Source organism: Flavobacterium aquidurense, from assembly GCF_002217195.1.
Classification (GTDB): Bacteria; Bacteroidota; Bacteroidia; order Flavobacteriales; family Flavobacteriaceae; genus Flavobacterium; species Flavobacterium frigidimaris.
In genome coordinates this window covers 1-12,653 of sequence record NZ_MUGR01000047.1, presented here as the reverse complement: position 1 = coordinate 12,653, position 12,653 = coordinate 1, and the positions used below count along the sequence as shown (strand labels likewise).

At 32.9% G+C, this 12,653-nt stretch carries 12 protein-coding genes; 10 read left to right on the top strand and 2 right to left on the bottom strand.

All coding sequences use genetic code 11. The features are described from left to right. Positions 1-128 precede the first annotated feature (128 nt). Together B0A67_RS21550 and B0A67_RS21545 are read right to left on the bottom strand one after the other, a co-directional pair. Positions 129-2,465 (bottom strand): hypothetical protein, encoded by a 2,337-nt coding sequence (locus B0A67_RS21550; RefSeq protein ID WP_072965053.1) that lies wholly within the window; start codon positions 2,463-2,465, stop codon positions 129-131. Continuing rightward, complete coding sequence (locus B0A67_RS21545; protein ID WP_072965054.1) at positions 2,425-3,561, bottom strand: hypothetical protein; 1,137 nt, start codon at positions 3,559-3,561, stop codon at positions 2,425-2,427. The genes B0A67_RS21550 and B0A67_RS21545 overlap by 41 nt, the downstream gene beginning before the upstream one ends. Positions 3,562-3,674: 113 nt before the next feature. On the opposite strand from B0A67_RS21545, the gene prmA reads away from it, so the two are divergent. From prmA to B0A67_RS21495, 10 genes are all read left to right on the top strand, one after another. Beyond that, positions 3,675-4,508 carry a 50S ribosomal protein L11 methyltransferase gene (gene prmA / locus B0A67_RS21540; RefSeq protein WP_072965055.1) on the top strand — a complete coding sequence of 278 codons (834 nt, stop codon included), beginning with the start codon at positions 3,675-3,677 and terminating at the stop codon, positions 4,506-4,508. A gap of 133 nt (positions 4,509-4,641) precedes the next feature. Then, positions 4,642-4,917: an ATP-dependent Clp protease adaptor ClpS gene (locus tag B0A67_RS21535; protein ID WP_041517785.1), complete on the top strand. Its 276-nt coding sequence runs from the start codon at positions 4,642-4,644 to the stop codon at positions 4,915-4,917. Between the two features lie 122 nt (positions 4,918-5,039). After that, positions 5,040-6,551, top strand: a complete 1,512-nt coding sequence (locus tag B0A67_RS21530; RefSeq protein ID WP_072965056.1) for a WG repeat-containing protein — start codon at positions 5,040-5,042, stop codon at positions 6,549-6,551. Between the two features lie 127 nt (positions 6,552-6,678). Beyond that, the gene (locus tag B0A67_RS21525; RefSeq protein WP_072965057.1) at positions 6,679-7,950 is read left to right on the top strand and encodes a sterol desaturase family protein; all 1,272 of its coding nucleotides are present in this window, start codon (positions 6,679-6,681) and stop codon (positions 7,948-7,950) included. A gap of 7 nt (positions 7,951-7,957) precedes the next feature. Next, positions 7,958-8,638 (top strand): lysoplasmalogenase, encoded by a 681-nt coding sequence (locus B0A67_RS21520; protein ID WP_072965058.1) that lies wholly within the window; start codon positions 7,958-7,960, stop codon positions 8,636-8,638. Positions 8,639-8,748: 110 nt separating this feature from the next. After that, on the top strand, positions 8,749-9,201 hold the full coding sequence (locus tag B0A67_RS21515; RefSeq protein ID WP_072965059.1) for a 2-dehydro-3-deoxyphosphooctonate aldolase: 453 nt from the start codon (positions 8,749-8,751) through the stop codon (positions 9,199-9,201). Between the two features lie 180 nt (positions 9,202-9,381). Then, complete coding sequence (locus tag B0A67_RS21510; protein ID WP_084074683.1) at positions 9,382-10,170, top strand: arylamine N-acetyltransferase family protein; 789 nt, start codon at positions 9,382-9,384, stop codon at positions 10,168-10,170. Positions 10,171-10,196: 26 nt separating this feature from the next. Continuing rightward, the gene (locus B0A67_RS21505) at positions 10,197-10,661 is read left to right on the top strand and encodes a hypothetical protein (RefSeq protein ID WP_072965060.1); all 465 of its coding nucleotides are present in this window, start codon (positions 10,197-10,199) and stop codon (positions 10,659-10,661) included. 230 nt (positions 10,662-10,891) lie between these two features. Continuing rightward, positions 10,892-11,710 (top strand): 3-deoxy-8-phosphooctulonate synthase, encoded by an 819-nt coding sequence (gene kdsA, locus B0A67_RS21500; RefSeq protein ID WP_072965061.1) that lies wholly within the window; start codon positions 10,892-10,894, stop codon positions 11,708-11,710. 18 nt (positions 11,711-11,728) lie between these two features. Then, positions 11,729-12,634: a hypothetical protein gene (locus tag B0A67_RS21495; RefSeq protein WP_072965062.1), complete on the top strand. Its 906-nt coding sequence runs from the start codon at positions 11,729-11,731 to the stop codon at positions 12,632-12,634. Positions 12,635-12,653 lie beyond the last annotated feature (19 nt).

The window sequence follows — 12,653 nt, the reverse complement described above, 5'->3', positions numbered from 1 at the left end:
TAGATTTTTAGATTTTTAGATTTTTACTATAAAAAAAGCGTTCGCTGTGCGAACGCTTTTTTTATGCTTCTTTGTCTTTACTCAAAGCCAGACTTAAATTTTCTTATACCCTTATATGGTAAAAAATATTAGTTGATAAATGAATGCAATAAAGGACAATTGTACTTTTTGAATGTTGCCGTTGTTTTGTAAATCGAATAAAAATTAACCAACTCCTTGCCTGCTTTAAACGGATTTTTTGCCTCTTCTTCAGCTGAAACCATATTGGCATAATGACCGTAATAACTACATTCAAAAATCATTAAACTGGCCATTGCTTTTTCGTTATTGTTTTTAGACAATTTCAGCGCTTTTTCATAATATAATTTCGCCATGGCCAATCCGTAATAATTTCCTTTTTGATACGTTTTCTCCTTCTCTGAGTTGTCTCCATATACATAATCAATATAGGACTCTCCAGATGTCCAGTCGTAAGCTGACATCATCCAGGAATTTCCTAAATACGAAACATTAAAATAAGCGTGTGCCAATTGCAAATTGGACGAAGCTGTGTTTTGTTTTTTCAGCTGAATCAATTTGGCAATAAATTCTGTTTTATTAAAACGGTAATCAAATTTTCGTTCTTTATCCGTTTGAAGGATTTTTGGCGTAAACGGATTTTCATTCAGATAATCTTTAAATGCATAAGTCTTCTCCCAAAAATCTTTAGGCATACTTGCAAAGGTTTCATAAGCCAATTCTAAATTATTGTTTCTAAAAGCAATTGTTCCTTTAAGGTCTTTGTAATAATTGATATCTGGCGCTATTGTTCCGGAACAAATATATTTCTCAAAAGGTGTTTTATCTTTTTTCTGTTGTAAAGCCATCAAACGATCCATATCTTCTGTGGTTGCCGTTCTGTCAAAATAGCCTATATAACTGTAAAAATACCTGCTGTCATAAGAAGAGTACACTCCTTCGCTTTTAATATCTGATTTCATCATTAATAAGCCTGCTACAGCACGATCACCTTGTTTCGAAAATTCTCCACTGGCAATTCGATATAAACTGTATAGGTTTTTAAACAATCCATTATCCGTTTCGACCAAATTTTCGACAGAATCAAAATATTTAAAAAGTTGGTTTTGAACCTCTTCTCTTTTCAGGTTATCTTGCTTTAATGATACTAAAGCCAGCTGAATATTTTTCTGCATTTGTATCGATGCGTTGGCTTTGTCAGAAATCATATCCGTATATTTTTTCCCTAAGACAATATCATCATCCATAAAACAAAGCTGTGCGATTGCTGCCGTAATATAGTCTTTTTGCTCACCTGCAGTCTGTTCCCTGATCGAAATCAAAAAATATTCTAATGCTCTTAAGTGCAAAATGTCTTTATTGAGGTTTTCTTCTCTGGCTTTGGCATAATCTCCGTACCAATCTGTACCGGCAAATGTAACTGAAGGACTTCCGTCATTGGTATATTGCGGTGTAAAAATCCAGTCTTCGAGTTTGTTGACTTCTCTTCCTATCAAAAAACTCAAATTGATACTATTGGGACTTAGTCTGTATACTTCTTCAATTGTTTTTAAATCCGGCGCAGGATTACGAAGACTTTCGATAGAAAGAATTACACTTCTTTCTTCGTCATTTTGTGCCAGAGCCAAAGTTTCCTGAGTTAATTTCCAGTTATAATGCTGCAAGACGGCAAAGGTTTTTTCTTCACAAGAAGCAAAAACTTTACTCAGTAAATAATTTTGTAAAGGAAGATTATCAGTGCACAAAGCTTTATAATACAAAGCCCACGGCTCTAAAATGGTCTTTTTATTTGAGGAAAGATAAGTATCGTACAAACGGATTACTTCATTTTTATCCTGGGCATAAAAACTGTATCTCAATATCAAAAAAGCATAACGCTGTTTCAGAAAAGCATCTTTTGCCATTTTTATTTTCTTTTCGAAATCATTGACATCAGCCAGTTTATGATCTTTGCTGTTGTAACCAATTTGGTTCCAGGATTCCCATCTCACATCCGTATTGCTATTGTATTCCAGCTTTTTGGCAAACAGCATATAATTTAAGAACACTTTATTTTTTGGCAATAATAAAGCTTCTATAAAAGTATTTTTATCAAATACTTTTTTCAATGACTTGGTTTCATAAGCAGTTTCAAATTGTTCTCCATCTGTTTCATACAAAATCGTATGAACATCTTTTGTGTCTATCAGATTCCCTAATTTTTTCTTCCACTCTAAACAATTCAATTCCTGATCGACAGTTGAAAAAGTATTTGTCGCATAGTAATAATCTGCTGAATAATAAAACGGTGTCAGTTTAAAAAAACCTTCCCGCTGTGCTTTAAACAAAGCCAGTCTGCTGGTTTCAGGCGAAACACTCCAGCCACAGGCGAAGGAAACCTGAAAGCTTAAAACTAAAAGTAAACTACTAAAAACGCGCATAATAGCCGGATATATTCTGGGTTCCATAATCGTTGATGTATTTTTTATCAAAAGAGAAAAAGGTCACTCTCGTTTGACTGTCAATCTTTATTTTACTTTTTACAATCGAAATCATTTTATCAAGTTCTTCGTTTGAAATCTTCTCGATCCTGATTTCATCTCCATTTCGCAAATACGTCTGCCCTACCAAAATATCGTCCTGCAAAACATATTTACTATCAGATAATTTCCTGAATTTAATGGTGTCTGTCCGTACCTGATCATAATCTGATAAAATTCCTTTGAACTGATTGCCTCTAAAAACAACCGCCCAGCTGTATAAAGGCAGTGCAATGTCTAACTTTAGTTTGTACTTGTCATGTGTGATGTATTGTGCCAGTTCTTCGCTGGTTCCTATTGAATTTTTAGTAGTAAAATCTTCTGGTTTTGTCAAATTATAACACATCAACAATCCTTTATCAACCGGGGGAATTCCTGCTTTTGATGCATATTTATACTGCCAAAGCCTGATTGTAGCCGAAACTTGTGCTGTTGGAAATCCTTTTTTGATTTGTTGCAATAAATAAAAATAATTGTCCTTGGATTTTTCTGTCCAATCGCAATCGATCAGCACTTCTTTAAAATCAACTTTTAGTTTGGCCAGTTCAATCGATTTTACAGAATCATAATTCAGGCGTTTATAATTTTCATTTTTGTAATAATCTTTGGGATATACAATGGCCTCGGCATTCTTTTCTGCTTTGATTTCATTCATTTTCACACCAACTTTCTGAACGCGTTGCGCAATTCTCACCGCAAGACTGTCCAATTGTTTTTTATCAGACTGCAAGACCACTTCATTGGTAATAAAAATACTCGGAGTGATTTCAGGATTACTTTCACCCAATCTAACTTCGTTAATTGTTGCTACCGGCAAAGGCTCTTTGGCATAGGGATTCCAGTCGACGTCAAAAAAGCGGATGTACATGTGCTGCACTTTCAACTCCTTTAGTAAGGAATCCTCTTCTTTCTGGAAATACATACCGGTTTTCCAATAACAAAACGATCTGACTACTTCATGTTCCTTCTCACAAGTTGCCCCGTTAAGTACCACAAAGAGCAAAATAAAAACGATATTCTTCATAACCCCAAAATACTTACAAATTTCAATCAAAATTAACACTAATAATTATTAGAATATGATTTATTTATGAACAACTTCTACTTTGGATTCTTACCTTTGCAAAAATTTTTTTTATGTCAAATATATATTTAGGATACCATTTTACAGTTGAACCAAAAGAACCGGGTTCAGAAATTTTAATTGCTGAATTAGGAGAAAAAGCGTTTGAGACTTTTACAGAAACAGAAAACGGAATTTCTGCTTTTGTAAAAAAGGATTTATGGGATGAGAATATCCTGGATGACATTTATATTTTAGAATCAGAAGAATTTAAAATCGAATACACGATTGAAGAAATCGATCAGGTAAACTGGAATGAAGAATGGGAAAAGAATTTTGAGGCAATTGATGTAGACGGAAAATGTCATGTTCGTGCTCCATTTCATGAAAAAACTGATGCCGAATTTGATATCGTAATTGAGCCAAAAATGAGTTTTGGTACCGGTCATCACGAAACGACTCACATGATGATTCAGCATTTGCTTGAAATGGATGTTAAAGGCCTGAAAACTTTAGATATGGGTTGCGGAACTGCGATCTTAGCTATCCTTGCCGAAATGAAAGGCGCTGAACCCATTGATGCTATCGACATTGACAACTGGTGTTATTTGAATTCGATCGAAAATGCAGAACGCAATAATTGCAAACACATTACCGTTTACGAAGGCGATGCCGCTTTATTAGCCGGTAAAAAATACGATTTGATTATTGCTAACATCAACCGTAACATTTTATTAAATGATATGCAGCATTATGTTGATTCTTTAAATAAAGACGGTATCATATTGTTTAGCGGTTTTTATGAAGAAGACATTCCGTTTATTGATGCTTCCTGCGCAGAAAAAGGATTAACATATGTTAAAAAGTTTGAAAGAAACAACTGGGTTTCATTAAAATACGTAAATTAGATAGTTAATTATCTGAATTTAAGAACCTCAAAGATTAAACTGATTTACCCTGATTTAGCTTTTTAAAAGCTGCTCAATTGTAAATCTCCTGCAAAATAAATTAGTAATTACAACAGTACAAAAACCTAAAAACATGAGTACTAAAGAAAAAGTAAGAGAAAGAGTCCGTGAAAAGGAAGCGACAAGTTTCAACAACGAAATCATAGTTTATAACGACGATGTAAACACTTTCGATCACGTAATTGACACTTTAATGCGTGTTTGCAGTCACACGCCTGAACAGGCAGAACAATGTTCCTTAATTGTACATTACAACGGAAAATGCACCGTAAAAACGGGGCCAATGGATAAGTTAAAACCTCAATGTACACAACTTTTGGAAGCTGGACTAAGCGCCGAAATTGTTTAATTGCAAAATAATCTACGAAAGAAGCATTCTATTTTATTCTATATTTGAATAAATTAGAATGCTTTTTTATTTTAGCCCAACTCATCTGTTTTTTAACCTAATAATTTACCAAAATTAAAGTCATGAAATCCTTTAAATTTCTTGTGTTTTTATTCCCTTTGATTGCCCTAAGCCAGAAAAAATTTGATAATCTGCGTGAGCAATTGGTAAAAAACAAAACATCTGGTTATGAATATGTATATGCTTTCGAAAACAATTATGCCGTATTCAGGACTTTTAAAGGAAAAATGGGTTTGATCGACACTCTTGCAAATGTAGTTATCAAACCAACTTACGAATATATTTACAATAAGGAGGAACTTAAAAATTTCTATGAAGTTGGAACTACAATCAATAAAAAATTCAAGCGCGGTTATATTGATATCAAAGGAAATATCAGAATTCCATTAGAATACGACGATATTTTTTATCTTGACAAAGGCCTTATCAGGGTTTCTAAAAACACAAAAAATGGCGTTATAGATACTTTAAACAAAATAATTCTGCCTTTAAAGTACGATTTTATAATGGACCATGGTGACATTATTTATGCGCAAAGCAATAACATTGTTGACCTATTTGATTTCTCAGGAAAGCAATTAACAAATTACAACGCAAAAGATATTGATTATTTTACAGCGAACAGAACGATTGTAACACTTCAGAACAATGCTACTATTATAATCGATAATAAAGGCAAAACCATTTTAGAGTCCGTTAAAAATCATCGATTTAAAAAAGTCATCGACGCTGATTCTTACCTTATTCTGAATACGATTACCAATAAAAAAGGTGTAATCAATTCTAAAGGAGAATATGAAATCGAATGCAAATATGATGATATCATGACAGGCGAATCAGCTTATATCGCAATCGACAAACTGAAGTATGGCCTGATTACTAAAAAAGATTCTGTCTTAAAACCATTTGTTTATGATGCCATTTATCCGGTAAATTATGAAAAGGATGATCTGTTTCAAAATCAGTTTTCTGCAAAAAAAGGAAACCTTGAAGGCATTATAGATCCTTTTTCAGAGAAAGAAATAATTCCGCTTCGCTATCAAGATGTCCAAACTTTTTCGAATTATTATATCGTAACCAATTCAGAAAATAAAAATGGTTTATATTCTGAAAAAGGAAATAGAATTATTAGCGAGGATTATGAGTTTTATACTATTTTTCAAAATAAAATTTTCGCTACTAAAAATGGTGAAAAATACCTCATCACACTTGCTGATGATACCTACTCCGAAATCGAAATTCCGGTTGATGAATTTGTAAAAAAAGGACAAGTCTTTGCCTCGTTTTCTAAAAGTAATTTTCAGGTTTTCAAAAATAAAAATAAGTTTGGTGTTATCAGCAGCAAAAATGAAATCGTAGTTTCATGTGAATTTGACGCTATCGAAGACATTTATTCTACTTCAGAATTTATCGTAAAGAAAAACAATAAATACGGTGTTGTAAACGCTAAAAATGAGATTGTTTTAGCCATTAAATACGTTTTTTTTAAAAGAATGAAAGAATATATACGGTTTGAAAATAAAAATCAAAAGGATAAAAAGAACTATGCTCTAAAGTATTCTTCGCAATATTAACAGGCACTTTTTTAGCTGCTTTAAAAAATCATGATTCACCAGGATTTATTTCTAAACTGTATAATTGAAAATTATTTAAAAAACATTCTATTTTATTCTATATTTGAATAAAATAGAATGTTTTTTTATGGAGGAATATGGAAAAATATTGATTATCGCTACGCCTATTTTTTTAGTATTAATTATAATCGAAAAAATATACGGCATTTACAAAAAGGACGACACGGCTCCTTTGATCGACAGCGTATCGAGTATAAGTTCCGGAATAACCAATTCTGTAAAAGATGTTTTGGGATTAAGCCTCACTTTTATTTCTTATGAATGGATGGTTTCTAAAATTGCCCTTTATCATTTAGAAGCTAACGTTCTCTCCTATTGCATTGCTTTTTTTGTCATTGATTTTTATGGATATTGGAGCCATCGATGGGCACATCAGATTAATCTATTTTGGAATAAACATGCGATTCATCATAGCAGCGAAGAATTTAATCTGGCCTGTGCCTTGCGTCAGCCTATTGCAAGTTTAGCCAATTTATTTACGTTTTTATTGATTCCTGCTGCATTGCTGGGCGTTCCTGCTACCGTAATTGCAATTACACTGCCATTACATTTATTTTTACAGTTTTGGTACCATACCAAACACATCAAAAAAATGGGTTTCCTTGAATATATTTTGGTTACTCCGTCACACCATCGTGTGCATCATGCGATCAATCCGGAATATTTAGATAAAAATCATTCGCAGATTTTTATTTTCTGGGACAAGCTATTTGGCACTTTTCAAGCAGAATTAGAGGATGTTCCTCCTGTTTTTGGTATTACCAGACCGGCAAGTACCTGGAATCCTATCCGAATTAATTTTCAGCATTTGACCTTATTAATTAAAGATGCCTGGAGAACTGACAACTGGAAGGACAAATTCACTATTTGGTTCAAACCAACAGGCTGGCGTCCTGAAAATTTTGACGAAAAATATCCTGTAAATAAAATTGACAACGTTTTTGATTTTGAGAAATATGGAACACTGAATTCAAAAAAATTAGTTTACTGGTCTATTGTACAGGTTTTAGTTACATTGTTGTTTGTGACTTACTTATTTGATAATATTGCCAAAATAGGTCTGCCAAATATCTTTATCTATGGTTTATTTATTCTGGTGACGATTTATAGTTATACGGAATTAATGGACAAAAGCAGATTCGCGATTTTTTGGGAAGGCCTGCGCTTCATAATTGCAATTGTAATCATTGCCTATTATGGGGATTGGTTTGGCTTAAATCATGTTTTTTCCGGTAGTAATTATATTATTTTGAGTTATTTGAGTATCTCGTTTTTAATTTCGATTTACTTTGTAACAATCGATTTTAAAACCAACCAAAACCAAATTATAAATTCATAAACTGCTTATGAGAAATACCACTTTTTTTAAAATCTATATTGCCTTTAGCATCCTGTACCTCATTTTTTTGCTAACAGGACATGAAAATCTAGACCTTTTTCTAAAACCTGCCCTGATCCCTTTATTAGGATTTGGAGTTTATTTTTATCGAAAATTCCCTTCCAAAAATATCCTTTTAACGGCTTTGCTCTTTTCCTGGATTGGAGATGTCGTCTTGCTTTTTGCTGATATTGCCGAGATCTATTTTATACTGGGACTGGTTGCTTTTTTGATTGCACACATTTCTTATTGTGTACTGTTTAACAAACAAATTATGGGAGAAATTCAGATCAACAAAATTTTGTTTGGAATTGGAAGTCTTCTAATTGCTTTCTACCTGATCGGGATGGTTACTGTTTTGATGCCTAATTTAGGTGAGTTAAAAATACCTGTAATTATATATGCGGCCGTAATTTCTACCATGCTTTTGTTTGCTTTTAATGGTTATTTGATTTGGAAAAAACCTGCAGCATTATACATTTTTCTGGGTGCTGCCGTGTTTGTAGCTTCAGATAGTATCCTGGCATTCAATAAATTTCATGCACCAATCGAAAGAAGTTCGTTTTTTATTATGTTAACTTATCTTGTGGCACAATATCTGATTGTAGTGGGTATCTTAAAACTGAATTCACAAAAAAAAATGAATTAGCCCACAGATAATACGAATAGAACTGATTTATACTGATTTTTTTAAATCTTTTAATCATTATACTCTGTGACAAAAAACGTATTACATTTGTATGACCAATATTTAAAACCATGAAGAAAATAGCTCTTTTTATCATTTTATTAGTTACTGCAACTTCTTGTGTAAGTACAAGATCTACTTTGAAAAACGTAGATAACAATGCACCTGATTTAGTTTTAAAGAAAGACAATACATTTTTAATTACTCTTTTTAGCAGCGACAAAAAATACGGATTTGATCCTGATTATCCCGTGAATATCTTTTATCAGAATACTAGAAACGAAGCCTTAAACGAAACTCGTTTTTTGAATGCTTTAGCGGGACCAAACGGAGAAAAAATTACATATACCCGTTTAGAAACCTGTTGTCCTTTCCCAACCAAAAGAAGCGATATGGGAGCCGGTTTCCTGAATGTTTACGAACTTAAATGGGAAGGCCAGAAAAAGCCATTAAAACTCTATTTGAACATTTACGAGAAAGGTATTTTGATGGTTCCGATGGGATTGAGTCTGAAGAAAGAGTAATATTTAATGCAAATAAATCATTTTTTTTATAGGCTAAAAATATCCTATTGATCATAAAGTTCCTTCAAAAGAAGAAAAAAATTGAATTCAAACTCTGCGAATTTGTAGCTTTACAAATAGCATTTTAGCCACTTGCTTCGTACTCTTAAATTTCGCACAGAAATGCATAAAATTTAATAAATGAAACAATCAAAAAAACATAAAATTGAAGCTTCATGTTTCGATTTACAGCAATATCTAAAGAGAATCAATTTTACGGAAGAAATTAAATTGAACTTAGACGGTATAAAAAAATTGATGCAAAGCCAGATATTTAGTGTGCCTTTTGAAAATATTGATGTTCAGGCCGGAAAAATGATATCACTTATTGGTGATGATATTGTAACCCAAATTGTGGATAAAAATCGTGGTGGATATTGCTATCAAATTAATGGAATATTTTCGTTAATGCTTCAGGAAATTGGCATTCCGCATTATTATATTGCAGTGCGTCCACTTGTTAATCCTGGCCAGAATGCTAAAACACATCTGGCTATAATTGCTACAATAGAAAATGAAGAATATCTGATTGATTTGGGATTTGGAGGCAACAGCATTAGAGAGCCTTTGAAACTGAGTGAAATTGGAACTGAAATTCAGCAGGGTTTTGATACCTTTACTTTGGTTAAAACGGAAGAAGATGAATATTTACTGCAAATACTTATCGAAAAAGAATGGTCTAACTTATATTCGTTTGATTTAACTGCTCAAAGGTGGATCGATTTTAAACCTGCAAATCATTATAATTACTCACACCCGGATTCTTCTTTTACTCAAAAATTAATTGTTGTTTTACAAAATCCGCTAGGTAAAAAAATATTACTTAAAAATGCCGTAAAATCAGTAACAAATGGGGTTACAGAAATTATTCCTTTTGAAGACAATCAATTAAATACTATTTTAGAAACAGAATTTAACCTTAAGGTATAATTTAAGATTTTTTTTGGGGATAGATTATGATTAACACTAAAACAGCTTTTACGATTTTCTCCATTTTAACTATAATCGTATTCCCTTATTATATCTTCGGCTACAATTCAGATACCTTATCTTCAATAATTCCTGGCTGGAACACTACTATTATCCCGGTAAGGATTATGGCAAACCTGATTAAGTTTGTAATTCTTGGCGTTGTTAGCTTTTATTATTACAAACTTTCGGTAAACAATATAAAACTGGATGTAAAGAAATTTTTAATTCATCTATCATTGACAATTCCCGCTACTTTGGCTGCAAAATTGAATATCTATCAATTCGTTGAAATGAATTTACACAATCCGGAAAGTTTCTTATCACAGATTCAAATGGTTATTTATATTAATACTTTTATCAATATTTTATTTTTTACCGTTCAGATTTTATTTGGTGTCTATTATTTTAGATCCGGAAAAAACAACAATTCTCTAGCTGTAGAAAAGTAACGGAATAATTTATTTGTAATAAGCAATTCAGACACTCATTGCTTTTCATCAAATTATGATAATTATCATTTAGGAGTTTATTGTAATGTTTTAATATTGCTTTTTTTTATAAGTGAAAATATTAAAGCAGAGGGCAGTCCCGATAACTATCGGGATTCTTAAAATAATCATAAATCTTCATCTCGTATTCATAAATCATAACTACCTTTGCACTGTCAAAAAATCATATTATGAACATACAACATATTCCACAAATTAAGCATACTGAAAGCGGAAACTTCTTTTTATTGGCGGGACCTTGCGCTATAGAAGGCGAAGAAATGGCTCTAAGAATTGCTGAAAAATTAGTTGGTATTACCGACAAACTTCAGATTCCTTATGTGTTTAAAGGATCATTTAAAAAAGCAAACCGTTCCCGAATTGATAGTTTCTCCGGAATTGGTGACGAAAAAGCATTAAAAATTTTAAGAAAAGTTTCTGAAACTTTCCACGTTCCAACTGTAACAGACATTCATACTAATGAAGATGCTGATATGGCGGCGCAATACGTTGACGTTTTACAAATTCCTGCATTCCTTGTTCGCCAGACTGACCTTGTTGTGGCAGCGGCAAATACCGGAAAAGTAGTGAATTTGAAAAAAGGACAATTTATGAGCCCTGAAAGCATGAAACATGCGGTTCAAAAAGTACTAGATTGCCATAACGAAAACGTAATGGTTACGGATCGTGGTACTATGTTTGGCTACCAGGACATGATTGTTGATTTCAGAGGAATCCCTACAATGCAACAATACGCAACTACAGTTCTTGATGTAACACACTCGTTACAACAACCTAACCAGACTGCAGGTGTTACAGGCGGAAGACCTGATATGATTGAAACTGTTGCCAAAGCGGGTATTGCTGTTGGGGTTGACGGTATTTTTATCGAAACTCATTTTGACCCTGCTAATGCAAAAAGTGATGGTGCTAACATGCTTCATTTAGACTATTTTGAAGGTTTAATGACCAAATTAGTTGCTATCAGAAAAACAGTTAATTCATTTTAATTTTTTAATACTAGTTCATTGAAAACAAAAATTTTATTTTTCTTTCTGATGTGTGTTTCTTTAAACACTTTTGCTCAGGAAGAAATCGCAGTAGAAAGATACACCGCTCACAATAAAGGAAAATTCTTTGTTTCCTGGGGAGGTAACAGAGATAGCTATACTAAATCTGATGTCAATTTTAGAGGTAAAGATTACAACTTTACAGTTAATGATATGAAGGCTCATGATAAGCCAAAAGGATGGCATCTTGATTACGTGAATCCTGCTAACATGACGATCCCACAAACTAACTTTAGAATGGGGTATTTCTTTAGCGATCACTACAGTGTTTCGGTTGGTTGGGACCACATGAAGTATGTGATGACTCAGAATCAGATCGCAAATGTTACAGGAAACATAAACTTACCTGCAGATCAGGCTGGGTCTTTTTACAACGGAGATTACATTAACAGACCTGTAGATATGTCTCTATATGGTGCTCAGGAAGGTGGTATTGATAAAGGTAGTGTTCAGGGAAATCCTCCTGCTTTTTTAATGTATGAACATACTGACGGTCTAAACTATATTAATACGGAGGTTTCCAGACATGACGATATTTCTAAATTGTTTGGTATCACTAATACTGATAAGGTTCAAATTAATTTAACTGAGGGTTTGGGTGCAGGACTTTTATTTCCTAAGACCAATACGACTCTTTTAGGAAAAGAACGTCATGATGATTTTCATGTTTCCGGATATGGTTTATCTGCAAAAGCAGGGATCAACTTTACTTTCTTCAAGTATTTTTACTTACAAGGTGAGCTAAAAGGCGGTTACATCAACATGCAGGATATTAGAACTACCCAAAGCAGTGAAGATAAAGCTTCACAAGACTTTTTCTTTTTCCAGAGAATTATTGCTGTAGGCGGAATTTTTAGAATCTAAGAGCCTGTTTAAAAATTAA